The 26,027-nt window shown below is 70.5% G+C and carries 23 protein-coding genes and 1 pseudogene; 8 read left to right on the top strand and 16 right to left on the bottom strand.

All coding sequences use genetic code 11. The features are described from left to right. Window positions 1-34: 34 nt before the first annotated feature. Window positions 35-2,020 (top strand): lytic transglycosylase domain-containing protein, encoded by a 1,986-nt coding sequence (locus MQC88_RS11240; protein ID WP_243322090.1) that lies wholly within the window; start codon window positions 35-37, stop codon window positions 2,018-2,020. 136 nt (window positions 2,021-2,156) lie between these two features. Beyond that, window positions 2,157-3,413 carry a multifunctional CCA addition/repair protein gene (locus tag MQC88_RS11235; protein WP_243322350.1) on the top strand — a complete coding sequence of 419 codons (1,257 nt, stop codon included), beginning with the start codon at window positions 2,157-2,159 and terminating at the stop codon, window positions 3,411-3,413. A gap of 25 nt (window positions 3,414-3,438) precedes the next feature. Here MQC88_RS11235 and MQC88_RS11230 read toward each other — a convergent pair whose 3' ends face one another. Together MQC88_RS11230 and MQC88_RS11225 are read right to left on the bottom strand one after the other, a co-directional pair. After that, a complete protein-coding gene (locus MQC88_RS11230; protein ID WP_315857098.1) occupies window positions 3,439-3,834 on the bottom strand; it encodes a VanZ family protein in 396 nt (131 codons plus the stop codon). Continuing rightward, a complete protein-coding gene (locus tag MQC88_RS11225; protein ID WP_243322088.1) occupies window positions 3,831-5,012 on the bottom strand; it encodes a class I SAM-dependent methyltransferase in 1,182 nt (393 codons plus the stop codon). Before MQC88_RS11225 ends, MQC88_RS11230 begins: the two co-directional genes overlap by 4 nt. A 71-nt stretch (window positions 5,013-5,083) precedes the next feature. Here MQC88_RS11225 and MQC88_RS11220 point away from each other — a divergent pair, with 71 nt between their 5' ends. After that, window positions 5,084-5,827, top strand: coding sequence for a pteridine reductase (locus MQC88_RS11220; RefSeq protein WP_243322087.1), 744 nt, complete (start codon window positions 5,084-5,086; stop codon window positions 5,825-5,827). 25 nt (window positions 5,828-5,852) lie between these two features. Here the strand turns inward: MQC88_RS11220 and MQC88_RS11215 are convergent, their stop codons facing one another. From MQC88_RS11215 to tsaD, 4 genes and pseudogenes are all read right to left on the bottom strand, one after another. After that, complete coding sequence (locus tag MQC88_RS11215; protein ID WP_243322085.1) at window positions 5,853-6,701, bottom strand: DUF6159 family protein; 849 nt, start codon at window positions 6,699-6,701, stop codon at window positions 5,853-5,855. A 40-nt stretch (window positions 6,702-6,741) separates the two neighbouring features. Then, window positions 6,742-7,215, bottom strand: a complete 474-nt coding sequence (gene folK, locus MQC88_RS11210) for a 2-amino-4-hydroxy-6-hydroxymethyldihydropteridine diphosphokinase (protein WP_243322347.1) — start codon at window positions 7,213-7,215, stop codon at window positions 6,742-6,744. A gap of 153 nt (window positions 7,216-7,368) precedes the next feature. After that, window positions 7,369-7,731, bottom strand: a pseudogene (folB, locus tag MQC88_RS11205) (dihydroneopterin aldolase); the annotation flags it as partial. Next, the gene (tsaD, locus tag MQC88_RS11200; protein WP_243322083.1) at window positions 7,731-8,771 is read right to left on the bottom strand and encodes a tRNA (adenosine(37)-N6)-threonylcarbamoyltransferase complex transferase subunit TsaD; all 1,041 of its coding nucleotides are present in this window, start codon (window positions 8,769-8,771) and stop codon (window positions 7,731-7,733) included. The pseudogene folB and the gene tsaD, both read right to left, overlap by 1 nt. 181 nt (window positions 8,772-8,952) lie before the next feature. On the opposite strand from tsaD, the gene rpsU reads away from it, so the two are divergent. The 3 genes from rpsU (at window position 8,953) to dnaG (ending at window position 11,793) form a co-directional block, all read left to right on the top strand. After that, window positions 8,953-9,168: a 30S ribosomal protein S21 gene (rpsU, locus tag MQC88_RS11195; protein WP_056134345.1), complete on the top strand. Its 216-nt coding sequence runs from the start codon at window positions 8,953-8,955 to the stop codon at window positions 9,166-9,168. Window positions 9,169-9,337: 169 nt separating this feature from the next. Then, entirely contained in the window at window positions 9,338-9,784 is a 447-nt protein-coding gene (locus MQC88_RS11190) for a GatB/YqeY domain-containing protein (RefSeq protein WP_243322081.1), read from the top strand. 248 nt (window positions 9,785-10,032) lie between these two features. Continuing rightward, the gene (dnaG, locus tag MQC88_RS11185; protein WP_243322079.1) at window positions 10,033-11,793 is read left to right on the top strand and encodes a DNA primase; all 1,761 of its coding nucleotides are present in this window, start codon (window positions 10,033-10,035) and stop codon (window positions 11,791-11,793) included. On the opposite strand, the gene MQC88_RS11180 is transcribed toward dnaG, so the two are convergent. From MQC88_RS11180 to MQC88_RS11160, 5 genes are all read right to left on the bottom strand, one after another. Then, the gene (locus MQC88_RS11180) at window positions 11,781-13,661 is read right to left on the bottom strand and encodes a chloride channel protein (RefSeq protein WP_243322077.1); all 1,881 of its coding nucleotides are present in this window, start codon (window positions 13,659-13,661) and stop codon (window positions 11,781-11,783) included. The two genes, dnaG and MQC88_RS11180, sit on opposite strands and share 13 nt — an antisense overlap. Window positions 13,662-13,768: 107 nt before the next feature. Next, the gene (cyoE, locus tag MQC88_RS11175) at window positions 13,769-14,704 is read right to left on the bottom strand and encodes a heme o synthase (RefSeq protein ID WP_243322075.1); all 936 of its coding nucleotides are present in this window, start codon (window positions 14,702-14,704) and stop codon (window positions 13,769-13,771) included. Window positions 14,705-14,711: 7 nt separating this feature from the next. After that, window positions 14,712-15,911, bottom strand: a complete 1,200-nt coding sequence (locus MQC88_RS11170) for a COX15/CtaA family protein (protein ID WP_243322073.1) — start codon at window positions 15,909-15,911, stop codon at window positions 14,712-14,714. 1 nt (window position 15,912) lies between these two features. Continuing rightward, window positions 15,913-16,512: a hypothetical protein gene (locus MQC88_RS11165; protein ID WP_425491626.1), complete on the bottom strand. Its 600-nt coding sequence runs from the start codon at window positions 16,510-16,512 to the stop codon at window positions 15,913-15,915. After that, entirely contained in the window at window positions 16,509-17,267 is a 759-nt protein-coding gene (locus tag MQC88_RS11160) for an SURF1 family protein (RefSeq protein ID WP_243322070.1), read from the bottom strand. The genes MQC88_RS11165 and MQC88_RS11160 overlap by 4 nt, the downstream gene beginning before the upstream one ends. An 81-nt stretch (window positions 17,268-17,348) precedes the next feature. On the opposite strand from MQC88_RS11160, the gene MQC88_RS11155 reads away from it, so the two are divergent. After that, window positions 17,349-17,573 (top strand): twin transmembrane helix small protein, encoded by a 225-nt coding sequence (locus tag MQC88_RS11155; protein ID WP_243322068.1) that lies wholly within the window; start codon window positions 17,349-17,351, stop codon window positions 17,571-17,573. A gap of 94 nt (window positions 17,574-17,667) precedes the next feature. On the opposite strand, the gene MQC88_RS11150 is transcribed toward MQC88_RS11155, so the two are convergent. From MQC88_RS11150 to coxB, 5 genes are read right to left on the bottom strand one after another with little or no spacing between them, the layout of a single operon-like run. Beyond that, on the bottom strand, window positions 17,668-18,561 hold the full coding sequence (locus tag MQC88_RS11150; RefSeq protein ID WP_243322066.1) for a cytochrome c oxidase subunit 3: 894 nt from the start codon (window positions 18,559-18,561) through the stop codon (window positions 17,668-17,670). 38 nt (window positions 18,562-18,599) lie between these two features. After that, window positions 18,600-19,172: a cytochrome c oxidase assembly protein gene (locus MQC88_RS11145; RefSeq protein WP_243322065.1), complete on the bottom strand. Its 573-nt coding sequence runs from the start codon at window positions 19,170-19,172 to the stop codon at window positions 18,600-18,602. Continuing rightward, on the bottom strand, window positions 19,169-19,315 hold the full coding sequence (locus MQC88_RS11140; protein WP_243322063.1) for a hypothetical protein: 147 nt from the start codon (window positions 19,313-19,315) through the stop codon (window positions 19,169-19,171). The genes MQC88_RS11145 and MQC88_RS11140 overlap by 4 nt, the downstream gene beginning before the upstream one ends. A gap of 36 nt (window positions 19,316-19,351) precedes the next feature. Then, window positions 19,352-21,004 carry a cytochrome c oxidase subunit I gene (gene ctaD, locus MQC88_RS11135; RefSeq protein WP_243322062.1) on the bottom strand — a complete coding sequence of 551 codons (1,653 nt, stop codon included), beginning with the start codon at window positions 21,002-21,004 and terminating at the stop codon, window positions 19,352-19,354. Between the two features lie 59 nt (window positions 21,005-21,063). Beyond that, a complete protein-coding gene (gene coxB, locus MQC88_RS11130; protein ID WP_243322060.1) occupies window positions 21,064-22,110 on the bottom strand; it encodes a cytochrome c oxidase subunit II in 1,047 nt (348 codons plus the stop codon). Window positions 22,111-22,412: 302 nt separating this feature from the next. Here coxB and putA point away from each other — a divergent pair, with 302 nt between their 5' ends. Further along, entirely contained in the window at window positions 22,413-25,631 is a 3,219-nt protein-coding gene (putA, locus tag MQC88_RS11125; RefSeq protein WP_243322344.1) for a bifunctional proline dehydrogenase/L-glutamate gamma-semialdehyde dehydrogenase PutA, read from the top strand. Window positions 25,632-26,027 lie beyond the last annotated feature (396 nt).

Genomic DNA, 26,027 nt, shown 5'->3' with positions numbered 1-26,027 from the left:
TCGCGTTCACTTCCGCTCGGCTATAGTCCGGCGCATGTTGCCGCGCATTTTCCGCATCGTTTTCGCAGGCGTGCTGGCGCTGGGATCCGGCGCCGCGTTCGCCCAGCCGGCACAGGCCGACCCACGCCTGCCGCAGGTGCGGGCGGCGATCCAGGCCGCCGAACTCGGCCAGTTCAATGCCGCGCAGTACGGCAGCTTGTCGGGCCACCCGCTGTATGGCTGGATCGAATACGCCGCGCTCAGGCGCGACATCGACACGCTGCCCGATGCACAGGGTCAGGCCTTCCTTTCGCGCTACAAGGGCCAGGCCGTCGCCGCCGCCTTTCGCGAGCTGTGGCTGGCGGCGCTGTCGCGGCGCGAGGACTGGCGCGCATTCCGCGCCGCGTGGTCACCGCAAGTGCAGGCCACCGCGTTGCGCTGCGCCGAGTTGAACGCCCGCCAGGCCGCCGGCGGCGCCGACGCGCAATGGACCAATGATGCGCAGGCGCTGTGGCGCGCGCTCGGCAGCAAGCCGGCGCCGAAGGAATGCGCCGCGCCCTTCACGCTGCTCGCCGCCAAGGGTGGCTTGCCGCCGGCATTGCGCTGGGAGCGTTTCGACCAGGCCACCGACGACTGGAATGCGGCGGTGATGCGCGAGGCCGCGCGCGGCCTGCCCGCCGAACAGTACGCACTGGCCAGCGACTACGCATCGTTCATGGAAGCGGTCAACGAGCGCGCGCTGTCGTGGCCGAAGACCGAGCGCAGCCGCCGGGTGGCCTCGCAGGGCCTGGCGCGGCTGGGGAAGTCGGTGCCGGTGGCGGCCGAGGCGCAGTTGCCGAAGTACGCGCAGGCGCTCGGCTTCAGCGAAGCCGACCGCGGCCGCGTGCTGTACCAGGTCGCGCTGTGGACGGTGGCCTCGTACGAACCCGAATCCGCGCGCCGGCTGGCGGCGGTCCCGGCATCGTCCTATGACGATCGCCTGCACGAATGGCAGGTACGCGAGGCGCTCGCGCGCTCGGACTGGCCGGCCGCGCTGGCCGCCATCCGCGCGATGGGCGCGAAGCAACGCTCGGATTCGCGCTGGACCTACTTCGAGGCGCGACTGCTCGAACTCACGGGTGACAAGGCGGGCGCGCAGGCTGCGTATGGTCGCGCCGCGCAGGTGTCGGAGTTCCATGGCTTCCTCGCCGCCGACCGCATCGATGCGCCATATGCGCTGTGCCCGTGGTTGCCGCATGACAGCGATGCCGCCAAGGCCGCGGTTGCGCGCGACCCGGCGATCGTGCGCGCGATGGGCCTGTACCGGATCGATCGCAGCGGCTGGGCGCAGCGCGAATGGGACGAGGCGCTGTCGCGCTTCGACGACAACCAGCGCCGGATGGCGGTGGAAGTGGCGCAGGACAACGGCTGGTTCGACCGCGCGGTGTTCTCCCTCGGCAAGACGCCGGACGAGCGCCGCCTGTACGAACTGCGCTTCCCGCTGCACCACGATGCGACGATCCGCCGCGAAGCCGCGAAGAACGGCCTCGACCCCGCCTGGGTCGCCGCCGAGATCCGCGCCGAAAGCGTTTTCAATCCCGATGCGCGTTCCGGCGCCAATGCCATGGGCCTGATGCAGGTGTTGCCGGGCACCGGCATGCAGGTCGCGCGCCGGCTGGGGCTGCCGTGGGGCGGCGCGCAGTCGCTGTACGACCCCGATACCAACATCATCCTCGGCACCGCCTACCTGCGGCAGATGCTGGACAAGTACGGTGGCAAGCCCTACTTCGCCATCGCCGGCTACAACGCCGGGCCGACACCGCTGCAGCGCTGGCAATCGCAGCGCCCCGGGATGGATCCGGACTTCTGGATCGAGACCATCAGCTACAAGGAAACGCGCGACTACGTCGCCCGCGTGCTCGCCTTCAGCACGCTCTACGACTGGCGCCTCAACGGCAACGCGGTGCCGCTCGGCGACCGCATGCGCGGCGTCACCGGCGGGACACGCAAGCAGTTCACCTGCGCGCTGGCCAAGCCCGAAGCGGCAACCACCGCCCGGTAGGAGCGACTTGCAGGCGCGAGCGCTTGCCGCCTTGCCCGTGCCCGGCGGGTTGCGCTGCAAGCCGCTGCTGCCAGCCTGCACGGATGCACCCGCGCACCGCCGCGGCGCGAAATGGCATCATCCGGGCATGGAGCGGATGCAGGCCTACCTTGTCGGCGGCGCGGTGCGCGACAGGCTGCTCGGGCTGCCGCCGGGCGACCGCGACTTCGTCGTGGTCGGGCAGACGCCGGAGGCAATGCTGGCGCGCGGTTTCCGCGCGGTCGGCCGCGACTTCCCAGTCTTCCTGCACCCCCGGAGCCACGAGGAGTACGCGCTGGCGCGCACCGAGCGCAAGTCCGGCCGCGGCCATCGCGGCTTCGTCGTCGATGCCGATCCGTCGGTGACGCTGGAAGACGACCTGTGCCGCCGCGACTTCACCGTCAACGCGATCGCGCAGGACGAAACCGGGAACCTGGTCGATCCGTTCGGCGGCGTGCGCGACCTCGAGGCGCGGGTGCTGCGCCACGTCGGCGCCGCGTTCGCCGAGGATCCGCTGCGGGTGTTGCGCGCCGCGAGGTTCATGGCGCGCTTCGCGGCGCTGGGGTTCGCCGTTGCCCCGGAAACGATGCAGCTGATGCGCACGATGGCGGCGTCGGGCGAGCTGGCCGCGCTGGTCCCCGAGCGCGTCTGGCAGGAACTGGCGCGCGCGCTCGCCAGCGGCACGCCGTCGGCGTTCCTACGCACACTGCGCGAGTGCGGCGCGCTGGCGACGGTGCTGCCTGAAGTCGATGCGCTGTACGGCGTGCCGCAGCGCGCGCAATTCCACCCCGAAGTCGATACCGGCGTGCATGTCGAGCTGGTTTGCGACATGGCCGCGCGGCTTGCGCCCGGCGATGGCGTGGTCGGCTTCGCGGCGTTGACCCACGACCTCGGCAAGGCGTTGACGACGGCCACGGTGTTGCCGAAGCACATCGGCCACGAGCACGCCGGGCTGGTGCCGCTGCGCGCGCTTTGCGAGCGGCTGCGGGTACCCACCGGCCATCGCCGGCTGGCGGAAATGGCCTGCCGCGAGCATCTCAACGTGCATCGCCTGGACGAATTGCGCGACGACACGGTGCACGACCTGCTGCTGCGCTGCGACGCCTTCCGGCAACCGCGCTGGATCGCGCAGCTGGGGCTGGTGTGCGAAGCCGACAAGCGCGGCCGTGCCGGCCATGCCGAGGATGCCTATCCGCAAGCCGCGCAACTGCAGCGACTGCTGGCCGCGGCCCTGTCCGTGCGCGCGGCCGCCTTCGCCGGGCGCGAGCTGCAGGGACCGGCACTGGGCCAGGCGTTGCGCAAGGCGCGGATCGCGGCGATCCATGCCGCGCGCCAGGCGCCCGATGGCGCCGCCGCGGCGCAGGCCGCCACGTAGCGGCGATGCTCCCGGCGCTGCGGAGTCAGCGCTCCCGCTGCAGCCGCAGCAGCTGATCGCGCCAGGGCGTCAGCACGGTTGCCAGCCCGGCCGCGACCCCGAGCGCGTTGGCCAGGGCGTCGCGGCCATCCATCATCCGCGTACTGGTGAACAGGAACTGCGCCAGTTCCAGCGCGATCCCCAGCACCACCAGTGCGACGCCCGCGCGCCACAGCGCGGCCCGGGTCGCGAACAGCTGCACCGCGATCGCGGCCAGCACCGCGTAACCGGCGAAATGCTCGAGCTTGTCGGCGCCCGTGGGCACCGGCGGCAGGTCCGTCGCCGGCAGCAGCGAGGCGACCACCACGGCCAGGATCGCGGCGAGCCACAGCCCCAGCCACAGCCACGGCCGCCGCAACGGCTTGAGCGCGGCCGGGGTCACAGGCGCCAGCTCAGGTCGCCGGCAAGGAAGGCGACGCCGAATTCCACGTCGCGCCGGAAGCCCATCACCTGGAAGCGCTCGCCCATCGCGTCGGGCAGCATCAGCTGCTTGGCTTCCTGCCGCAGCCGGTAGCGCCCGGCTTCGTCGTGCGCCTTCGCCTCGGCTTCGGCCAATCGCTCCTGCAGTCCGTTGCCGACCAGGAAACTGGCCTGCGTACAGTAGCCGGCGAAATCGAAGCCGGCGCCGCTGCCGGCCTCGGCCAGCGCGGTGAAATCCACCGAAGCCGTCAGGTCCTGCAGGCCAGGCAGCGCGTACACATCGTCGGACAACTGGTGGCGCCGGAACGCGCGCAGGGTGCCGTCGTTGCGTTGCGGCTGGTAATACTCGCGGCGCGGATGGCCGTAGTCGATGAACAGCAGCGCGCCGCGGTCCATGCCGCCGATCACCGCCTGCAGCCAGTACGGCAGTTGCGGCAGCAGTTCGGAGCGGTAGCCGTCGGCGAAGGGCGCGTCCAGCTGGCGCTCGACGTGGCGCACCGCCGCCGCCAGCAGGGCATCGGCCGGGCGATCGTCGCGCATGAAGTTGCCTTCGCCGTCGAGCGCGACATGCTCCTCGAACACTTCGCCATCGCGCAGGGTGAAGCGCGGCGTCGGCAGCGCATCGATCACCTCGTTGGCGAACAGCACGCCGTTCCATGGTGCCTGCGGCGGCGTGTCGAGCCACTCGACCAGGTCGGCCAGCAGCGGATTGAGCCGCTCACGCAGGCGCTGCTGCTGGCGCTGGCGCAGGTCGGCGCTGGGCTCCAGGATCGCGTAGCGCGCCGGCAGCGCATCGAGCGCGAGCAGGCGCTTGAGCGCGACCTCGGCGAAGGCACCGCTGCCACCGCCCAGTTCGAAGAAATCCGCCCCCGGGCCCAGTTGCCGCAGCACCGGCGCCACCGCGTCGGCGACGCAGGCGGCGAACAACGGCCCCAGTTCCGGCGCGGTGACGAAATCGCCGGCCGCGCCGAATTTGGCGGCGCCGGCGCTGTAGTAGCCCAGGCCCGGCGCGTACAGGCACAACTCCATGAAGCGCGAGAACGGGATCGCGCCACCGGCGGCGAAGACCTGTTCCTGGATGATCCTGCGCAGGTGCGCGCTGTGGGCCTGCGCGACGGCATCGGGGGGCGGCGTGTGCATGGCGGACAGCATAAACGGCGCCATCGCCGGCGCCGAGCGCCGCCGTGCCGCGCGCATGCGAAGATGGGCCGATGAGCCCGGCCCCTACCGCTCCGGTCGCACTGGTCACCGGCGCCGCGCGCCGCATCGGCGCCGCGATCGCGCGCCGGCTGCACGCCGACGGCTACGACCTCGCCCTGCACTACCGCGAGTCGGCCGATGCCATGCATGCGCTGGTCGCCGAGCTGGACGCCATCCGTCCCGGCAGCGTGCTGCCGTTGCAGGCCGACTTGGCCGACTTCGACCGCCTGCCGGAACTGGTCGCGCAGGCAGTGGGCCGCCATGGCCGCCTCGACGCGCTGGTCAACAACGCCTCCGCCTTCTTCCCGACGCCCTTGGGTACCGCCACGCCCGCGCAGTGGGACGCGCTGTTCGCGGTCAACGCGCGCGCGCCGTTCTTCCTCGCGCAGGCCGCGGCGCCGCAGCTGGCCGCGCGCGCCGGCGCGATCGTCAACCTCACCGACGTGTACGCACTGCAGCCGCGCGCGGACCTGGCCGTGTACGCAACCTCGAAGGCGGCGCTGCTCGGGGCAACGCGCGCACTGGCGGTGTCGCTGGCGCCGCGGGTTCGCGTCAACGCGATCGCGCCGGGCGCGATCCTGTGGCCTGACGCGGGCGCGGACGAACGCCTGCAACGGTCATTGCTGGCGAAGACACCGCTGGGGCGCACCGGCACGCCGGAGGAAATCGCCGGCGTCGTCGCCTGGCTGCTGAGCGATGCCGCCTACGTCACCGGCCAGGTGTTGTGCGTGGACGGCGGCCGCCACCTGATGTAGCGCCGCGCCCGCGTCGTCCGCGTGCCTACATCTTGCGCTGGAACGCGTCGCGCAACACCACCGCGTCGAAACCCGCCGGCGCATCGCCCTGCATCGCGAAACGGTACAGCGCGGCGGAGTAGATTCCCGCCAGCGCCGACTGCACCAGCGCCAGCAGCAGTACCGCGAGCAACGCGATACCCGCCACCACCGCGGCGAGCACCAGCAGTTGCTGCGTGGCCAGGAACACCACCACCCCGGCGGCGACCAGCACCAGCGCGATGTTCACCAGCCCGAACGCCAGCCCGATGCCGCCGTTGCCGATCAGGTTCTCGCCCCAGGTGCCCTTGAGCAGGCTGGCGCTTTCCCTGACCGCCTCGATCGGGCCGACATCGCGCGCCACCAGCACCGGCACCGTCAGGTAGGTCGCCACGGTCCAGGCCACGCCGACCAGGGCGATCACGATCCGGCCGATGAAGCCGGCTTTCTGCTCCAGCGCGCGCAGCAGCATGCCGACGGTAGCGGCGATCGCCGCGTAGCCGAGGATCGCGGGCCACTTGCCGCGGGCGATGCGCAGGCCGTCGGCCACGGTCGGGTCGCCGCCGTCCAGGCGGATCATCGCCGCGCCCACCAGGGCGGTGTTGAAGAAGAAGATCACGAAGTACTGCACGAGGTAGAAGCAGAACAGCCACGGATAGAACATCGCAGGCATCCCGCCGCCTTGCGCCTCGAGGTCGCGGAACATGCCCAGCCCGAACATCGGCAGGATGAAGCTCGCCGCCACCAGCAACGTGACCGCGGTGGACACCAGCGGGAACACCAGCAGTTCCTTGTCCGAACGCAGGACGCCCATGCTGGCCTTGGCCAGCGACCAGCTACGCGAGAACTTGCCCATCTTCATCCCTCCCCTGGTGTGCGCGACGGCGCGACGTGCGCTAGAGCTCGAGTTCGACCTGCGGCGGCGGCGTGTCGCGTTGCGGGTGCGCGGCCCACAACTGCGCCAGCGTGGCGCCACGGATCGGATCGACGAAATCCGGGGCGACGTCGGCCAGCGGCTTGAGCACGAAGGCGTGGCGCAGCTCCGGGCGCGGCAACTGGAAATCGCCGGGCCCGTCGAGCACCAGGTCGCCGAAGTAGATGATGTCGATGTCCAGCGGCCGGTTGCTGTACGACGCGTCGCGACGGTCTCGACCCTGCGCGACTTCCAGCGCGTGCAGCCAGTCGTTGAGTGCGAACGGATGGATGTCGCTATCGATCACCGCGACGGCGTTGAGGAACTCCGGCCCCTCGAAACCGACCGCCGCGGTCCGGTACACCGGCGACAGCAGCACCTCGCCGAAGCGTTCGCGCAGCGCGGCGACGGCGGCGCGCAGGTTCTGCTCGGGCTTGATGTTGCTGCCCAGGCTCAGGTAGGCGCGGCTGCTGGCGTTGCGGAACTTGGCTGCCGGCCTGCGCCGCGCCGGCGCCTTCGACGCGGCGGCAGCTGCGCCAGGCAAGGCCGCCGCCGCGGGTTGCGCGCCTGCGGCAACGGGCGCCCCGGCGGCAGCCGGTCGCGGCATGTCGGCGCGGCTGCGTTCGATCACCACCCCGACCGCGCGCGCCCCGCGCACCGCGCCGGGCTTGCTCAGCTTCAGCCGCAGGTGGGCGACCTCGAACTCCTGCAGCACCACCTGTGCGCAGCGCTCGGCCAGCGTTTCCACCAGGCCGTAGGACGAGGTCGAGACGAACGCGATCAGGCGCTTGCTGATCGCCTTGTAGTCCAGGGTGTCGGCGATCGCGTCGCTGTTGGCCGGGCGGCGGTTGTCGAACGCCATCTCCAGGTCGAACACCAGCGGCTGGCGGATGCGCCGCTCCCAATCGTAGATGCCGATCAGGGCATGGATCTCCAGGCCTTCGATGAACACCTTGTCGACCGCCTTGTCCATCACCCCTCCCCGGCGCGTACCGCGGGCAACGATGCCATATCCCAGCGCGGCGCGACGCGCACCGCCGCATCGTCGTGCTGTCCGGCCTGCAGGCGGAGGGCGCCGGCGAAGGCGATCATGGCGCCGTTGTCGGTGCACAGCGCCGGGCGCGGGAAGCACACCCGGCCACCGCGCCTTTCGGCCATCGCCGCCAGTTTCGCGCGCAGCCGGCGATTCGCGCCGACGCCACCGGCAACCACCAGGGTCTCGCACCCGGCCGCATCCAGCGCGCGCTCGCACTTGATCGCCAGGGTGTCGACCACCGCGTCCTCGAAGCCGCGGGCGATGTCGGCGCGGGTGGCATCGGACTGGTCGCTGCCCTTCCAGGCCAGCAGCACCTGGGTCTTGAGCCCGCTGAAGCTGAAATCCAGGCCGGGACGGTCGGTCATGGGTCGGGCGAAACGGAACCGGCCCGGCGTGCCCTGCTCGGCCAGTTTCGCCAGTTGCGGCCCGCCGGGGTACGGCAGGCCCATCAGCTTGGCGGTCTTGTCGAAGGCCTCGCCGGCGGCATCGTCCAGGGTTTCGCCGAGCAGGCGGTAACTGCCGATGGCGTCGACCGCCACCAGCTGGGTGTGGCCTCCGGACACCAGCAGCGCCACGAACGGCGGCACCAGGTCCGGGGCCTCCAGCAGCGGTGCCAGCAGATGGCCTTCCATGTGGTGGACCGCGATCGCCGGCAGGTCCAGCCCCCAGGCCAGCGCCCGCGCGACCCCGGCCCCGACCAGCAGCGCCCCGACCAGGCCGGGGCCGGCGGTGTAGGCCACGCCATCGAGGTCGGCGGGCGACAGGCCGGCCTCGTCCAGGGTCTGGCGCACCAGCGGCAGCAGCTTGCGCACGTGGTCGCGGCTGGCCAGTTCCGGCACCACCCCGCCGTATTGCGCATGCAGCGCGATCTGGCTGTAGACCGCATGCGCGCGCAACCCGTCGATCCCGGGCCGGGCGGTGTCGTAGACCGCCACGCCGGTCTCGTCGCAGGAGGTTTCGATGCCCAGCACGCGCATGGTTCGGGGTTCCGGTCTGCGCCCGCCACCGGCCCGGGGGCCCGCGGTTGCGCCACGAGGAGGGGAGCCGGTATCATACGCGGCTCGCCCGTTCAGCCGGGCGGGCGCGCATCCCGCCACAACGCCGGGCAGCGCGACACCCGCGCCGCCATTGCCGGCTACCCAATCACGAGAGTTCCGCATGCCCAGCGTCAAAGTCCGCGAAAACGAGCCCTTCGAGTTTGCCCTGCGTCGCTTCAAGCGCACCTGCGAGAAGGCCGGCGTGCTGGCCGAAACCCGCAAGCGCGAGTTCTACGAGAAGCCGACCCAGGAGCGCAAGCGCAAGGCCGCCGCCGCGGTGAAGCGCCAGGCCCGCCGCAGCTCGCGCGACGTCACCAAGCGCCAGCGCCTGTATTGAGCCACGGCCATTCGGCCCGGCCGAATGCCCCCGTGACCCGCGAAGCCGGCCCTGCGCCGGCTTTTCGTGTTTTACCGGTACCGTTTCTTGCCGGTACCGTTTCCCACACCGCCATGTCCAGGCCGCATTGGCGGCGGCGACCGGCGGCCGCCTTGCCCAGGAGATTCCCATGACCTTGAAGCAGACCCTCACCGAGGACATGAAGGCCGCGATGAAGTCCGGCGACAAGACCCGGCTGGGCGTGATCCGCCTGGTCAACGCAGCGATCAAGCAGAAGGAAGTCGACGAGCGCGTCGAACTCGACGACCCCGCCGTGCTCGCGGTGCTGGAGAAGATGGTCAAGCAGCGCCGCGACTCGATCAGCCAGTTCGACGCCGCCGGCCGCGCCGACCTGTCGGCGATCGAGCACACCGAGATGGCGATCATCGAGCACTACCTGCCGGCGAAGCTGGGGGAAGCGGCGATCCTCGACGCGATCGACGCCGCGGTCGCCGAAACCGGTGCCAGCGGCCCGGCCGACATGGGCAAGCTGATGGCCGTGCTCAAGCCGCGCCTGGCCGGCCAGGCCGACATGGGCGAAGTCTCGAAACTGGTGAAGCAGCGCCTGGCCGGCTGACGCCCCCTGCCCTGCAGGAGCGGCTTATAGCCGCGAGCTCTCCAGGCGCATGGTTCCGAGGCAACAGCTCGCGGCTACAAGCCGCTCCTACGACGAGCGCCCGCGTGGCATCCTGACCCTGCATGGCCCGCATCCCCGACGCCTTCATCGACGACCGCGCAGCGACAGTACTCGCTCGCGATCGGGTCCAACGCGCCGCCGCGCGCCGCTCAAGGACGGCTACCGGCTTTGGAACTGGAGCCTAGACGATGGCACGGCTGCCCGATTCATTCATCGATGACTTGTTGGCCCGCACCGACATCGTCGAGGTGGTCGGCACGCGCGTGCCGCTGAAGCGCCAGGGCAAGGAATACGCCGCGCGTTGCCCGTTCCACGACGAGCGTTCGGCCTCGTTCACGGTCTCGCCGACCAAGCAGTTCTACCACTGCTTCGGCTGCGGCGCGCACGGCACCGCGATCTCGTTCCTGATGAACTACGACCGGCTCGAGTTCCTCGACGCGGTCGACGAGCTGGCGCGGCGCGTGGGCATGGAGGTGCCGCGCGACACCCGCCAGAACAACGAGGATTCCGGCACCCGCGACCTGTACGCGGCGCTGGACGCGGCGGCGCAGTTCTTCCGCAGGCAGCTGGCCGGCAGCGACAAGGCGCGCGCGTACGTCGCGCGGCGCGAGATCGATCCGGCCATCGTCGAGCGTTACGCGATCGGCTATGCGCCCGACGGCTTCAGCGGCCTGCGCGACGCGCTGGGCACCGACCCGCGCCGGATGCAACTGCTCGAGCGCGCCGGGCTGTTCTCGAAAAACGACAAGGGCTCGGTCTACGACAAGTTCCGCGACCGGCTGATGTTCCCGATCCACGACCGTCGCGGGCGCACCATCGCCTTCGGCGGACGCGTGATCGATCCGGAGGACAGCCCGAAGTACCTCAACTCGCCCGAAACCGCGCTGTTCCACAAGGGCCGCGAACTGTACGGGCTGTGGCAGGCGAAGCAGGCCAACGCGAAGCTCGAGCGGCTGGTCGTGGTCGAAGGCTACATGGACGTGGTGGCGCTGGCGCAGTACGGCGTGTCGCAGGCGGTGGCCACGCTCGGCACCGCGACCACGCCCGACCACGCCGAGCTGCTGTTCCGCAACGCGCCGGACGTGTATTTCTGCTTCGACGGCGACCGCGCCGGTCGCGCCGCGGCATGGAAGGCGCTGGAGTCGGTATTGCCGCGGATGAAGGATGGCCGCCAGGCGCTGTTCCTGTTCCTGCCCGAGGGCGAGGACCCCGACACCATCGTGCGCAAGGATGGCGCCGCGGGTTTCGACATGCGCCTGCGCGAAGCCATGCCGCTGTCGGAATTCTTCTTCGCGGAAATGTCGAAGGACGTGAACCTCGGCACCCTGGACGGCAAGGCGCGGCTGGCCGAGCGCTGCAAGCCGCTGCTGGCGCAGATCCCCGAGGGTGCGTTCGGCGACCTGATGAAGCAGCGCCTGGCCGAGCTCACCGGCTTGGGCGCGCGCGCGGAGCAGCCGGCACCGCGTGCGCAGGTTGCGCCGGGAAAGGGCGTCCGGCAGTCCCCGATCCGGACCGCCATTGCGGCGCTGCTGCAACAGCCCTCGGTCGCGCTCTCCCTGGCGCTTCCGCTGCGCTTCTCCACGCTGCAACAGGCGGGCGTCCGCTTGTTGACGGACATGGTCCTGCTGGTGCATTCGCGTCCCGACATCACCACGGGCGCCATCCTCGAACATTTTTCGCAGGACGAACAAGGCAAGGCATTGCCGAGGCTCGCCATGGCGCCCCTCGTGGACGCAACCGTCGCAACCCCCCTGGATGAACGCGTGCTGGACGATGCCGACAAGCGCGAGCAAACCTTCCGCGACGCCATCGCCAGGCTCAACATCCAGGCGATGCAGGCACGCCGGGAGGAATTGCAGGCGCGGCTGGCCACCCTGGACCAGGCCGAGAAGGACGAACTTCGTGCATTGCTGCGGGCCACGTCCGGCCTGCCTTCTCAGGACGTATAGCGCTTCAGCGTCTCGCGGATGCGGATGTGCCGTCCGCCTTCATGCGCGCCCTTCAGGCGACGCCGGTGCGCGGACAGGATGTCGCCGCGGGTGAGGATGCCGACCAGCGGATGCGGCGCGTCCACGCCGACCACGATCAGCCGGCCGATGTCCTCGGCCACCATGTGGTCGGCGGCTTCGCGCAGCGAATGGTGCTCGTGCACCACCACCGGCGGGCGCAGGCCGAGGTCGCCGAGGCGACGCATGTTCGGTTGTGACGCATCGAGCAGGCTGCGGCGGGTGACCACGCCGCGCACCTGGCCGGCGTCGTCGACCACCGGGAAGCCCTGGTGCTGGTACCCGGGCTTTCCGGAATTCAGCAGCGCGCGTATTTCACCGAGCTCGTCGGAGGTACGCAGCGACACCACATCGCGCGAGGCCGCGTCGCGCACCAGCACCTGCTCGAGGTAGTCGGCCGCGTATTCGGTCGGCACGCGCACGCCTCGACGCGCGATCTTCTCGGTCATGATCGTGTTGCGCATGGCCAGTGCCGAGACGAGGTAGGCCGCGGCGCAGCCGCCGAGCAGCGGCAGCAGCCCGTGCGGTTGCTGCGTGGTCTCGAACGCGAACACCACCGAGGTCAGCAGCGCGCGCGAGGCGCCGGCGAAGATCGCGGCCATGCCGACCAGCCCGGCGATGCGCGGGTCGATGCCCAGCTGCGGCGCGACCGCCACCAGCCCGAAACCCGCCAGCGCGCCGAGTGCGCCACCGATGGTGAACAACGGCGCGAGCGTGCCGCCGGACGTGCCGCTGCCCAGCGCGATCGACCACGAGATGAACTTCATCACGCACAGGAACGCCAGCGCACCGACTGCGAAATGCCCGGCGACGATGTCCTCGATGTTGCCGTAGCCCACGCCCAGCGTCAGCGGCGCAAAATAGCCGACGATGCCGACCGCCAGCCCGCCGATCGCCGGCCACCACATCCAGTGCACCGGCAATTTCTCGAACGCATCCTCGATGCCGTAGACGATATGGGTCACCGCCACACTGACCAGTCCGATCAGCCCGCCCAGCGCGACGTAGCACGCCAGCGCGGCCATCCCCGGCTCGGCGACATAGGGCATCGCGAACACCGGATCGGTGCCGACGGTCGCGTAGCGCACGCCGGCCGCGGCCACCGTCGCCAGCGCCACCGGGATCAGCGAGCGCGGGCGCAGCTCGAACAGCAGCAGTTCCACCGCCAGGATCACCGCCGCCACCGGCGAACCGAAGATCGCGGTCATGCCGCCGGCCGCGCCCGCGGCGAGCAGCACCTTGCGCTCGTCGCCGGTGACGTGCAGCAGTTGCCCGAGGAACGAACCCAGCGCGCCGCCGGTGGCGATGATCGGCCCTTCCGCGCCGAACGGGCCGCCGGTGCCGATCGCCACCGCCGAGGAAACCGGCTTGAGGAAGGTGATCCGCGGCGCGATCTTCGATTCGTTGAGCAGCACCTGCTCCATCGCCTCGGGGATGCCGTGGCCGCGGATCGCGCGCGACCCCCAGCGCGCCATCAGCCCGACGAGCAAACCGCCGATCACCGGCACCACGATCACCCACGGCCCGAGCGGGTGTCCGGCCGGAGACACCGTGTCGGCGGACAGGCGCCCGTAGAACGCGGCGTTGGTCACCAGCGCGATCAAGGCCACCAGCAATTGCGCGATGAACGCCGCGCACACGCCCAGGACCACCGCCACCGCCGTGACCAACAGCACGCGGGGTTCGACCAGGGTCGAGCGTCGCGGCATGCGCGCGGCATCCAGGCTCGGGCCCAGCGCCGGCGCCAGCGGCAGGGCATCGGTGCTGGCGTCGTCGCGCAGGTGCGGATGCGGGGTGTCGGTCGGGCTCATGGCATTGCGTTGCGGCTGCCGCGTTGCCACGGCGCGCCATGCTATCGCGATGGCTGCATGATTTCAGGTCTCGCCGGCGCCGCTCGCGCTGCGCGGCGCGGCATCCGCTACGCCGGCTGCAACGCGAGCGTTGCGGCGGGGCGCAACCACGGCAGCAGCCAATGGTCGACCAGCAGGAAGGCGAACAGCGCCATCAGGTACACGATCGAGTAGTTGAACACGCGCATCGCGTATAACTCGTCGGGCGGGTCCATCAGTTTCCAGGCGTGCCACAGGAACACCGCGCCCAGCACCAGCGCGCCGCCGAGGTAGAAGTTGCCGCTCATCTCCACCAACCGCGGCAACAGCGACACCACCACCAGCAGCACCGTGTACAGCAGGATCTGCCAGCGCGTGTATTCCACGCCGTGGGTGACCGGCAGCATCGGCACCATCGCGCGCGCGTAGTCGTCGCGGCGGAAGATCGCCAGCGCCCAGAAATGCGGCGGCGTCCACACGAAGATGATCAGCACCAGCAGCAGCGCGTGCGCCCAGTCCCATTGCCCCTGCATGCCGGTGACCGCGGCCCAGCCCAGCAGCGGCGGGGCGGCGCCGGCGACACCGCCGATCACGATGTTCTGCGGCGTCGCGCGCTTGAGGTAGCGGGTATAGATCACCGCGTAGCCGATCAGCGCCACGAACGTCAGCACCGCCGTGACCAGGTTGACGAACAGCAGCAGCACCGCCATCGACAGCGCCGCCAGCACCACCGCGAACGCCAGTGCCCGCGCCGGCGTGATCTGGCCGACCACGATCGGCCGCCACGAGGTGCGCGCCATCTTCGCGTCGATGCGCGAATCCAGCAGCTGGTTGATGGTCGCAGCGCTGGCGGCCGCGAGCCAGATGCCGAGGAAGCCGAGCAGGCCGTGGCGCAGCTCGGTCGCATCGGGCAGGCCGTCGATCGCCAGCAGGCTGCCGACCAGCGCGGTGAACACGATCAGCGCCACCACCCGCGGCTTGGTCAGGCTCCAGTACTGGCGGAGGACGGAAGGCTGCGCGCTCATCGCCCGCTCACGCCTCGGGCGCGCGCACGCGCGCCAGCAGGCCGACCAGCACGAACAGCAACAGCGCGGCGCCGGCGTTGTGCAGCACCGCCACCGGCAACGGCAGCGCCAGCTTGACGTTGGCGATGCCCAGCGACACCTGCGCCAGCAGCAGCACCGCGAGCAGGGCGCCGCCGCCGCGGATGCCCGGCGTGCGCCACAACCGAAGGGCCAGCCACAGCAGGTACGCGAACACCACGACCGCCATCATCCGGTGCGCGAGGTGGATCGCGATGCGCGAGGCGCCGTCGAGCACCCCGCCCTCGTAGTCCACGCCGATGCCGCGCCACAGCACGAAACCCTCGCGGAAATCGTGCGGCGGCCACCACTGGCCGACGCACTTGGGAAAGTCGGTGCCGCAGGCGAGCGCGGCGTAGTTGGCACTGGTCCAGCCGCCGAGCGCGACCTGCACCAGCAGCAGCAGCAGCCCGGCAAGCAGCAGCCTGCGCAGCAACGTGGCGTCGGGCAGGCGGATCGGCAGGTCGGTCGCGCGCCATGCCATCCAGGCCAGCAACGCGAACGTGGCCAGGCCGCCGAGCAGGTGGCCCATCACCACGATCGGCTTCAGCAGCCAGGTGACGGTCCACATGCCCAGCAACGCCTGGAACACGATCACCGCCAGCGTCAGCGCAGCAATCGCGGACAAGGCCTGCGCGGGACTGGCGGCATCCGCCCGCGACCAGCGCACGGCCGCCTGCAGCAGCACCAGTTCGCCCAGCGCCGCCAGCAGGGTCGCGGGCAGGTGCTGGCCGCGCATGTACAGCGGGATCGACAGTGCCACCACCAGCGCCGCGACCAGCACCTGGACGATGCCATGCCGCTGCCGCCGCGCCGCCAGCAATGCCAGCAGCAGCACCAGCACGCCGAGCGAACCGGCGAGCATGCGGTGCAGCTGTTCGCGCCAGGCCTTGCTCGCGTCCAGCGGCCGGATCGCGGTCGCGGCATGGTCGGCGACGTCGTGCGCCGCGGTCGGCCACGCCGCGCGGCCGTAACAGGTCGGCCAGTCGGGGCAACTCAGCCCGGCGTTGGACAGGCGCACGAACGCGCCGAACACGATCACCGCGAACGCCAGCGCGCACGCGAGCCAGGCGATGCGGTGGAAATGGCGGTACAGCGGCGGCTTCTGGCCGGGCAGGCGGAACACGACGGGGCGCGGTTTCGGGCTCATGTCAGATCAGCTTGAGGAGCTTGGCCAGGTCCGCGCGCAAGCCGGCGGGATCGGCGCCGGGAGGGTAACGCAGGATCAGGAATCCGTTGGGATCGACCACGTACACCGGCACGCCGCGGGCGCCGTCGGCGGACGTGGCGTCCACGCGTGGCAGCACGGCGCGCAAGGCCGGGTCCGGCTGCAACAGTCGCAATGCCGGATCGTCGCGCAACGGCGGCGGCGGGCTGCAGCCGGGTTCGGCGCACAACCACAGCACGTCGACCTTGTCGGCGTTGCGGCCCATCAGCTTCCAGACGACATCGATGTCGCGGGCGAGCGTGGTGCACGCCTCGTCGCAAGCGGCAGGCGGCGCCAGCACGATGCGCCAGGTGCGCGCGGCCGGGTTCCAGCGGTAGCCGCTGCCGTCGGCGAGCACCGGGACCCGTGCGCGCAGGTCGACCGGCGGCTGCAGCAGTTCACCGTGGTTCTTCATGCCGGCCGGGCGCCAGCCGGAAAAGCGCAGCGCCCCGGCCACCAGCATGGTGCCGAGGAAGAGCGCGAAGATCGCCAGCAGCCGCATGCGGTTGCGGCGGGCGTGCAGGTCGGTGGCGTCGGTCATCATGCGTGCGTGCGCGGCGTGCGCGCTCCCTGGGTGCGGGCGGGTTTGCGGAAGGTCAGTACCAGCGCGGTGGCCAGCACCGCCAGCGCGAGCCCGAACCACTGCACCGCGTAGCCGAGATGGCGTTCCGGGGGCAGCGTGTTGGGCAGGATGTCGAGGTCGCGGGCATACGCCGGGCCGGGCGCGAGCCGTTGCGCGGGATCGAGCTTGAGCACGCGCGGCGCGAGCGCCGGCAAGCGCAAGGCGTGGCGCAGCATCGGCAGGTCCAGGGCGATCGCCAGCAGCGTGCCGTCGGGCTGTGCGACCGCGGGCACGTCGACGATCCCCGCCGAGGGCGGCGGCAGCAGCAGCCCGGCAACGTGCGTGGTCGCCGGCAGCGGCACCTCCGGCAGGCGACGGTCGCCCGGCAGCGGCAGCCAGCCCAGTTCCACCAGCAGCGGCATGCCCGACACCGGCTGGAACACGCGATAGGCGCGGACTCCGGCGCGATCGCCGCGGCCCTGGTTGTCGAGCAGGATCGCCGGCAGCGCGGCGAAGCGGCCCGCGCCCGCGCTCCAGGCATAAGCGGTGCCGCGCTGCGGATCGGCGGCAACGGCCAGCGGCTGTGGCCGGCGATCGTGCAGTACCGCGTGCACCGCATCGAGCATGGCCTGCTTCTGGTGCATGCGACCCAGCTGCCAGAAACCCAGCCGCGTGAACAACGCGATCACCAGCAAGGCCAGCAGCCAGCCGAACGCAATGTTGCGGCGGATGCTCACCCCGGTACCGCCTGCGGCTGCGATAATGCCGGCATCGCGCCGAGCAGGCGCGCCCCCGCACCCTGCTGGCAGGCCAACCCGATGAACGATTCGCTGAAGACCCTGCTGATCATCGCTTTCCTGGGCGTCATCCTCTGGAACCTCGGCGCGGGCCTCTACTACATGCTGGTCGACAAGGGTACGACCAAGCGCACCGTCAACGCGCTGACCAGGCGCATCGCGGTATCGGTCGCGCTGATCCTGCTGGTGGCGCTGGCGATCTACATGGGCTGGATCACGCCGCACGGCGTCGGCCGCGCTCCCTGACCCCGCCCGTGAAGCGAAAAGGCCGGCACGAAGCCGGCCTTTTTTTCGTTTCCGCGCGTGCCTGCACGCGCGATGCGGTGCTGGCCGGGCGCGGTTACAGCACGTACACGAACAGGAACAGTCCCAGCCACACCACGTCGACGAAATGCCAGTACCAGGCCACCGCCTCGAAGGCGAAATGGTCTTCGCCGGTGAAATGGCCCTTCAGGCAGCGCAGCCAGATGATCGCCAGCATGATCGTGCCCAGGGTCACGTGCGCGCCGTGGAAGCCGGTGAGCATGAAGAATGTCGACCCGTAGATGCCCGAGCCCAGGGTCAGGTTGAGCTCGGTGTAGGCGTGGATGTATTCCTCCGCCTGGAAGTACAGGAAGGTCGCGCCCAGCAGCACGGTCAGGCCCAGGAACACCAGCAGCTGCCGGCGGTGGCCCGCCTTCAGCGCGTGGTGGGCGATGGTCACGGTCACGCCCGAGGTCAGCAGGATCAGGGTGTTGAGCAGCGGCAGGCCCCACGCCGGGATGATCTGGAACTGGCCGCCGACCGCCCCCGGGCCGTTGCTCGGCCAGCCGGCCGCGAACTCCGGCCACAGCAGGCTGTTGGTCATGACCCCGTCGCCTTCGCCGTTGAGCCACGGCATCGCGTACTGGCGCGCGTAGAACAGCGCGCCGAAGAACGCGGCGAAGAACATCACCTCGGAGAAGATGAACCAGATCATCCCCATCCGGAACGAGGTGTCGACCTGCTTGTTGTAGTAGCCGCGCACGGACTCGCCGATGACGTCGGCGAACCACTTGAACAGGATCGCGGCGAGGAACACCAGCCCGGCGAAGAACAGCGGCTTGCCCCAGCTGGCCTCGTTGAGCCAGCTGGCGAAGCCGAGCATGGTCGAGAACAGCGCGACCGAGGCGATCACCGGCCAGCGGCTGCCATGCGGGACGTAATAGACGGTCGCGTCGTGTGCGTGGGCGTCGGAGCTGTGCGCTTGGGCCATGGTGGTCTTCCGGTTCCGTACTCGAGCAGGTGGTGCGATCAGGGGGCCGCGCGTGGCACGTCGGACGCGGCTTTGGGCGCGTTCAGCTGGGCCGTCTGCGCGTCGTTCTTGAAGAAGGTGTAGGACAGGGTCAGGGTCTTGATCCCGGCCGGCAGTCCCGGGTCGACGATGAAGCGCACCGGCATGTCGCGCGCCTCGCCCGGTTGCAGCGTCTGCGCGGTGAAGCAGAAGCATTCGGTCTTGCTGAAATAGCCCGAGGCGCGCGCCGGCGCGATCGAAGGCACGGCGTTGCCGACGATCGCGCGGGTGCCGGTGTTGCGGGCGAAATACTTCGCCTCGTACTGGACGCCAGGGCGCACGCGCATGCTCGCCTGCTCGGGGTGGAACGCCCACGGCAGCTTGGAATTGACGCCACCGTCGAACTGCACCGTCACCCAGCGCTCGGCAACCGGGGCCGCCGCGGCCGTTGCCGCCGCCGGGCCTTGCTCCAGGCGCACGCCGAACACCTTCTCGCAGGCGATCCGGTACAGCGGCACCAGCGCGAAGGTGAAGGCGAAGGCGCCCAGCGCCACGCCCACCATCTTCAGGCTGCCGGTGCCGTTGCCGCTCATGGCGCGCTCCCGCCGCCGATCACGCCGCTGGACACCACCCCGCTGAGGATGAAGCCGGCATAGATCGCGACCGCGATGGCGGCGAACAACAGCACCGTGCGGCGCACGCCGCGACGGCGGTCGTCGGCCTGCTGCTTACCCATCGGTGGCGTTGGCTCATGCATCTGCGCGTTCGTTGCTCAGTCGTAGTCCATGTGCGCGAAATCGCCGTGGGCGAGGTCGCCATCGCGGATCACCGGCGGCGTGGTGAAGGTGTGGTGCGGCGCCGGCGACGGCACCGTCCATTCCAGGCCCTTGGCGCCTTCCCAGGCGCGCGCTTCGGCGCGGGCGCCGCTGCGCCTGGACTGCCACAGGATGAAGAACATGAAGAACGGCGTGACGAACATGCCGAAGGCGCCGATCGAGCTGATCAGGTTCCAGTCGGCGAACACCACGTTGTAGTCCGGGATGCGGCGCGGCATGCCGGCCAGGCCCAGGAAATGCTGCGGGAAGAACAGCAGGTTGACGAACACCAGCGTCCACCAGAAATGCACCTGCGCCAGCTTCTCGCTGTACATGCGCCCGGTCCACTTCGGCCACCAGTAGTAGATCGCGGCGATGATCGCGAACAGGGCGCCGGTGACCAGCACGTAATGGAAGTGCGCGACCACGAAATAGGTGTCGTGGTACTGGAAGTCGGCCGGTACGATCGCCAGCATCAGCCCGGAGAAGCCGCCGATCGCGAACAGGATCACGAACGCGATCGACCACAGCATCGGGGCCTCGAACGACAGCGAGCCGCGCCACATGGTGCTGACCCAGTTGAAGATCTTCACCCCGGTGGGCACCGAGATCAGCATGGTGGCGAACATGAAGTAGATTTCGCCGCCCAGCGGCATGCCCACGGTGAACATGTGGTGCGCCCAGACGATGAACGACAGGAACGCGATCGCCGCGATCGCGTACACCATCGCCTGGTAGCCGAACAGCGGCTTGCGCGAGAAGGTCGGGATGATCTCGCTGACGATGCCGAACGCCGGCAGGATCATGATGTAGACCTCGGGGTGCCCGAAGAACCAGAAGATGTGCTGGTACATCACCGGGTCGCCGCCGCCGGCCGCGTTGAAGAAGCTGGTGGCGAAGAACTTGTCGGTCAGCAGCATCGTCACCGCGCCGGCCAGCACCGGCATCACCGCCAGCAGCAGGAACGCGGTGATCAGCCACGACCAGGTGAACAGCGGCATCTTCATCAGGTCCATGCCGGGCGCGCGCATGTTGAGCACGGTGGCGATGATGTTGATCGCGCCCATGATCGAGCTGATGCCCATCATGTGCACGGCGAAGATGGTCATGGCGACGTTGGCGCCGCCCTGCAGCATCAGCGGCGGGTACATGGTCCAGCCGCCCGCCGGCGCCCCGCCGGGGACGAAGAACGTGGACAGCAGCAGCAGGAACGCGAACGGCAGGATCCAGAACGACCAGTTGTTCATGCGCGGCAGCGCCATGTCCGGCGCGCCGACCTGCAGCGGGATCATCCAGTTCGCCAGGCCGACGAACGCCGGCATGATCGCGCCGAAGATCATCACCAGCGCGTGCATGGTGGTCAGCTGGTTGAAGAACTCGGGCTTGACGAACTGCAGCCCCGGCACCGCCAGCTCGGCGCGGATGCCGACCGAGATCGCCGCGCCGATGATGACCATGGCGAAGGAGAACAGCAGGTAGAGCGTGCCGATGTCCTTGTGGTTGGTCGAGAACAACCAGCGGTCGACGAACCCCTGCGCGTGCGCGTGGTCGTCGTGGCCATCGGTGGTGTGGCCGTGGGTATCGACGGCGGCTTCGTAATGCGTGGCCATTGCCCTACCTCAGAATGATGCGTATCGGAATGACGTGTACTGCGGCCTGCGGCCGCGGTTCACGCCGCGGGGGCGGCGGCGGCCGCCTCCGCGGTGTCGCCCGCGGCGGCCGCGGTGGGCGCGGCCTCGGCGGGAGCGGCTTCGGCGGGAGCGGCTTCGGCCGGCGCGGCCTCGGCGGGAGCGGCTTCGGCGGGAGCGGCTTCGGCCGGCGCGGCCTCGGCGGGTGCCGGTGCGGGCGCAGCGACGGCCGGCGGCGCGTTCTTCGCCTGCTCGGCCGCCAGCCAGGTCCGGAATTCGGCCTTGCTCACCGCCTTGACCACGATCGGCATGAAGCCATGGTCCTTGCCGCACAGCTCCGCGCACTGGCCGCGGTAGATGCCCGGCTTCTTGATGTCGGTCCAGGCCTCGTTGACGATCCCGGGGATCGCGTCCTGCTTCCAGCCCAGCGCCGGCACCCACCACGCGTGGATCACGTCGTCGGCGGTGATCACGAAGCGGATCTTGGTGTCGACCGGCAGCACCAGCGGGTTGTCGACGTCGCGCAGGTAGTGCGGCAGCTCCTGCAGCGTCGGCTGCCTGCCGCTCTGGCGCATGGCCTCGCTGGCGCGGTCCAGGCGGCTGGTGAGGGCCACGTTCTCGCCCAGGTATTCGTACTTCCACAGCCACTGGTAGCCGGTGACCTTGACCGTCATCGTCGAATCGCGGGTGTCGTACTGCGCGATCAGCTTGGCGGTGGCCGGCCACACCATCACGATCAGGATGATGATCGGCACGATCGTCCAGATCACCTCGGCGGTGGTGTTGTGGCTGAACTGGGCCGCGACCGCGCCCTTGGACTTACGGAACTTGACCATGGCCACGGCCATGGCGCCGAACACCAGCACGCCGATCGCCACGCACACCCACAGCGCGAACATGTGCGCGTCGTAGGCCATCTGCGAGGTGTGGGTGATCCCCGGGGTCATGTTGAGCTGCCAGCGCACCGGCTCGTCGGGCTCGACGTCCGGGGTCGCGGCCTGGGCCCACGCCAGCGCCGGCAGCGCCAGCGCGGCGATACCCACCAGCCATTGCCTGGCAAGCCCTTGCTTCAGTCGACCGGCTTTCATCAGTTCGAGCCCCACATTGCGTGAATGGTGTTGTCGCGGCGGCAGCGCCCGCGGGGACGGCTGCGGCCGCGGCCCGCGCTCCCTCGCCGGAACCGTGGCGTGCTGTCCGGGTGCCGTGGCGAGTCGGGCGTGCCGCAAACCGCGCCGATACGGTCGCGGAAACCGTGAAATGGTAGCCCCCACCCCGCGTCGCGGCAAGCCGCGCCGGGTGCGGAAGCGGGCGCGCGACCGGTAAAATGGGCGACTTTCCTCGCCATGAACGCGGGCCGATGACCCCAGACCCCTCCCCCGCGCATGCCGCCATGGCCGCGCAATCGCAGCACGCCTCGGCGTCGGCGATGCTCGCGCCGGAACTGCCCGCGCAGCCGTCGCCGGCGCGCGCCGCGATCACCGCCGCCTGGCTGCGCGACGAAGCCACGCACGTGCGCGAACTGCTCGCCACCGCGCGCCAGCCGCGCGCCGACTGGGGCGAGGCCGACCGCGCCGCGATCCAGGCCACCGCCGCCGACCTGGTCCGCCGCGTCCGCGCCCGCGCCCGGGACCAGGGCGCGATCGAGGCCTTCATGCGCCAGTACGACCTGGGCAGCGAGGAAGGCGTGCTGCTGATGTGCGTGGCCGAGGCGCTGCTGCGGATCCCCGACCAGGGCACGGCCGACCGCCTGATCCGCGACAAGCTCGGCGAGGCGGACTGGAAGCGGCACATGGGCCAGTCCGATTCGGTGCTGGTCAACGCCTCGACCTGGGGCCTGATGCTGACCGGCCACCTGGTCGACCTCGCCGACGACACCAAGCGCGACGTCCACAACGCCTTCAAGCGCCTGGTGGGGCGCGTCGGCGAGCCGGTGATCAGGCTGGCGGTGCGCCAGGCGATGAAGATCATGGGCCACCAGTTCGTGATGGGCCGGACCATCGGCGAGGCGCTGGCGCGCGGGCGCAAGGGCGACAACGCCCGCTACCGCTACTCCTTCGACATGCTCGGCGAGGCGGCGTTGACCGCGGCCGATGCCCGCCGCTACCTCGACGCCTACCGGATTGCGATCGAAGCGATCGGCAGCAGCGGCACCGGCGGCACCCATCGCGGCAGCGACGTGTTCGCCGCGCCCAGCATCTCGGTCAAGCTGTCGGCGCTGCACCCGCGCTACCAGCACGCCAAGCGCGCCCGCGTGCTGGCCGAACTGGTGCCGCGGGTCGTGGAGCTGGCGCGGCTGGCCAAATCCCACGGCATCGGCTTCACCATCGACGCCGAAGAAGCCGACCGGCTGGAATTGTCGCTGGACGTGATCGCCGCGGCCTACGCCGATCCCTCGCTGGACGGCTGGGAAGGCTACGGCCTGGCGGTGCAGGCCTACCAGAAGCGCGCACCGTTCGTGATCGACTTCCTCGCCGGGCTCGCGCGCCGCCATGGCCGCCGCATCCCGGTGCGGCTGGTCAAGGGCGCCTACTGGGACAGCGAGGTCAAGCGCGCCCAGGTCGACGGCCATGTCGGCTACCCGGTGTTCACGCGCAAGCCCAATACCGACGTCAGTTACCTGGCCAACGCCGCGCGCATGCTCGATGCCGGCGACGCGCTCTATCCGATGTTCGCCACCCACAACGCGCAGACGATCGCCGCGGTGCACCGCATCGCCGCCGGCCGCCCGTTCGAGTTCCAGAAGCTGCACGGCATGGGCGACGACCTGTACGCGGAAGTCATCCCGCCCGACCGCCTCGACGTGCCCTGCCGCGTGTACGCGCCGGTCGGCTCGCACGAGGACCTGCTGCCGTACCTGGTGCGGCGCCTGCTGGAGAACGGCGCCAATTCCAGCTTCGTCAACCGCATCACCGACGACAGCGTCGCCATCGACGACCTGGTCCGCGACCCGGTCCAGGTCGTGGCCGCGTTCGACACCATCCCGCACCCGCGCATCCCGCTGCCGCGCGACCTGTACCGCAGCCAGGGCTACGAGAGAGACAATTCCATGGGCATCAACCTCGCCAACGACGACCAGCTGCGCGCGCTTGCCGAACAGGTCAATGCCGCGACCCGCGAGGATTGGCGCGCCGCGCCGCTGGTGCCGGGCGCCAACGCGGCCGGCGCCGACATCGCGGTGGGCTATCCCGCCGACCGCCGCGTCACCGTCGGCCACTGGCGCGCCGCCGACGCCGCCACCGTCGAGCGCGCCTTGCAGAACGCGGTCGCCGCGCAGCCGCAGTGGGACGCCACCCCGGCCGCGTCACGCGCCGCGATCCTGGAGCATGCCGCCGACCTGCTCGAGCAGCGCATGCCGCAGTTCATCGCGCTGTGCACGCGCGAGGCCGGCAAGACCATCCCCGACGGCGTCGCCGAGGTGCGCGAGGCGGTCGACTTCCTGCGCTATTACGCCGGCCAGGCGCGCAGGCTGTTCGGCGCCCCGGAACCGCTGCCCGGACCGACCGGCGAATCCAACACCCTGCAGCTCGGCGGCCGCGGCGTGTTCGCCTGCATCAGCCCGTGGAATTTCCCGCTGGCGATCTTCGCCGGCCAGGTCGCCGCGGCGCTGGCCGCCGGCAACAGCGTGATCGCCAAGCCGGCCGAGCAGACCAACCTGATCGGTTACTACGCGGTCAAGCTGCTGCACGAAGCCGGCGTGCCGGAAGCGGTGCTGCAGTTCGTGCCCGGCGACGGCGCCACCGTCGGCGCCGCGCTCACCTCCGACCCGCGCGTGGCCGGCGTCGCCTTCACCGGCTCCACCGAGACCGCGCGCGCGATCAATCGCGCGCTGGCCGCCCGCGACGCCGCGATCGGCGTGCTGATCGCCGAGACCGGCGGCCAGAACGCGCTGATCGGCGATTCCTCGGCGCTGCCCGAGCAACTGGTCAAGGACGCGCTGGCGTCGGCGTTCACGTCCGCCGGGCAGCGCTGCTCGGCGGCGCGCGTGCTGTTCGTGCAGGACGACATCGCCGACAAGACCATCGCCATGCTCGCCGGCGCGATGGCCGAGCTCAAGGTCGGCGACCCCGGCCTGCTGTCGACCGACGTCGGCCCGGTGATCGACAGCGACGCGCTGTGCCTGCTCGACGAGCACGCGGGGCGGATGCAGGGAGAGGCGACCTTGATCGCGCGCGCGCCGCTGGATCCGGAGGCGACCGCGCACGGCACCTTCTTCGCGCCCAGTGCCTGGGAACTGCGCTCGCTGTCGCAGCTCACGCGCGAGAACTTCGGTCCGGCGCTGCACGTGATCCGCTGGAAGGCCGGCGAACTGGACCAAGTGGTGGATGCGATCAACGCCAGCGGCTACGGCTTGACGCTCGGCATCCATTCGCGCATCGACGAGACAATCGAGCGGATCGTCGCGCGCGCCCGGGTCGGCAACGCCTACGTCAACCGCAACCAGATCGGTGCGGTCGTCGGCGTGCAGCCGTTCGGCGGGCAGAACCTGTCCGGCACCGGCCCCAAGGCCGGCGGCCCGCACTACCTGCCGCGCTTCGCCACCGAGAAGACGGTGACCGTCAACACCACCGCCGCCGGCGGCAACGCGAGCCTGCTCACCCTGGGCGATTGATGCGGTAGCGTCACCAATCGCCCGGGATGTCGGGCGCCGGATACGGACATTCGTCGGGCGCCGGATACGGACATTCGTCGGGCGCCGGATACGGACATTCGTCGGGCGCCGGATACGGACATTCGTCGGGCGCCGGATACGGACGCCTTTGGGTGCGAATGTCCCCCGGCCTTCGGCCTCCTCCTTTATTTCGCACCCAAAGGCGTCCGCATCCCGCGTTGCGAGTTGCGGAGTGACTCACAAGAGAAAGCAGAGCGACGCTCTTCGGCAAGCCCGCGATCCGACGTCCCGGCGTGGCCGCCAGCGCTTCGGGGCGAAATCAAGGAGGAGGCCGCAGGCCGGGGGACATTCGCCCCGAAGGGCTGGCGGCCACGCCGGGGCCCACCCGGTCGCGGC

Source organism: Cognatiluteimonas sedimenti (assembly GCF_022808325.1).
GTDB lineage: Bacteria > Pseudomonadota > Gammaproteobacteria > Xanthomonadales > Xanthomonadaceae > Cognatiluteimonas > Cognatiluteimonas sedimenti.
This window is presented reverse-complemented; position numbering and strand designations above follow the sequence as displayed.

What these genes read in the sequence shown, in the direction of transcription:
- ctaD (WP_243322062.1), bottom strand. Translation starts at nt 21,004, where the DNA reads ATGGCCACGCATTACGAAGCCGCCGTCGATACCCACGGCCACACCACC.
- putA (WP_243322344.1), top strand. Translation starts at nt 22,413, where the DNA reads ATGGCCGCGCAATCGCAGCACGCCTCGGCGTCGGCGATGCTCGCGCCG.
- MQC88_RS11165 (WP_425491626.1), bottom strand. Translation starts at nt 16,512, where the DNA reads ATGATGACCGACGCCACCGACCTGCACGCCCGCCGCAACCGCATGCGG.
- MQC88_RS11145 (WP_243322065.1), bottom strand. Translation starts at nt 19,172, where the DNA reads ATGAGCGGCAACGGCACCGGCAGCCTGAAGATGGTGGGCGTGGCGCTG.
- MQC88_RS11140 (WP_243322063.1), bottom strand. Translation starts at nt 19,315, where the DNA reads ATGGGTAAGCAGCAGGCCGACGACCGCCGTCGCGGCGTGCGCCGCACG.
- MQC88_RS11240 (WP_243322090.1), top strand. Translation starts at nt 35, where the DNA reads ATGTTGCCGCGCATTTTCCGCATCGTTTTCGCAGGCGTGCTGGCGCTG.
- MQC88_RS11190 (WP_243322081.1), top strand. Translation starts at nt 9,338, where the DNA reads ATGACCTTGAAGCAGACCCTCACCGAGGACATGAAGGCCGCGATGAAG.
- MQC88_RS11220 (WP_243322087.1), top strand. Translation starts at nt 5,084, where the DNA reads ATGAGCCCGGCCCCTACCGCTCCGGTCGCACTGGTCACCGGCGCCGCG.
- dnaG (WP_243322079.1), top strand. Translation starts at nt 10,033, where the DNA reads ATGGCACGGCTGCCCGATTCATTCATCGATGACTTGTTGGCCCGCACC.
- MQC88_RS11170 (WP_243322073.1), bottom strand. Translation starts at nt 15,911, where the DNA reads ATGAGCCCGAAACCGCGCCCCGTCGTGTTCCGCCTGCCCGGCCAGAAG.
- MQC88_RS11235 (WP_243322350.1), top strand. Translation starts at nt 2,157, where the DNA reads ATGCAGGCCTACCTTGTCGGCGGCGCGGTGCGCGACAGGCTGCTCGGG.
- coxB (WP_243322060.1), bottom strand. Translation starts at nt 22,110, where the DNA reads ATGAAAGCCGGTCGACTGAAGCAAGGGCTTGCCAGGCAATGGCTGGTG.
- cyoE (WP_243322075.1), bottom strand. Translation starts at nt 14,704, where the DNA reads ATGAGCGCGCAGCCTTCCGTCCTCCGCCAGTACTGGAGCCTGACCAAG.
- MQC88_RS11215 (WP_243322085.1), bottom strand. Translation starts at nt 6,701, where the DNA reads ATGGGCAAGTTCTCGCGTAGCTGGTCGCTGGCCAAGGCCAGCATGGGC.
- tsaD (WP_243322083.1), bottom strand. Translation starts at nt 8,771, where the DNA reads ATGCGCGTGCTGGGCATCGAAACCTCCTGCGACGAGACCGGCGTGGCG.
- MQC88_RS11180 (WP_243322077.1), bottom strand. Translation starts at nt 13,661, where the DNA reads ATGAGCCCGACCGACACCCCGCATCCGCACCTGCGCGACGACGCCAGC.
- rpsU (WP_056134345.1), top strand. Translation starts at nt 8,953, where the DNA reads ATGCCCAGCGTCAAAGTCCGCGAAAACGAGCCCTTCGAGTTTGCCCTG.
- MQC88_RS11150 (WP_243322066.1), bottom strand. Translation starts at nt 18,561, where the DNA reads ATGGCCCAAGCGCACAGCTCCGACGCCCACGCACACGACGCGACCGTC.
- MQC88_RS11155 (WP_243322068.1), top strand. Translation starts at nt 17,349, where the DNA reads ATGAACGATTCGCTGAAGACCCTGCTGATCATCGCTTTCCTGGGCGTC.
- MQC88_RS11225 (WP_243322088.1), bottom strand. Translation starts at nt 5,012, where the DNA reads ATGCACACGCCGCCCCCCGATGCCGTCGCGCAGGCCCACAGCGCGCAC.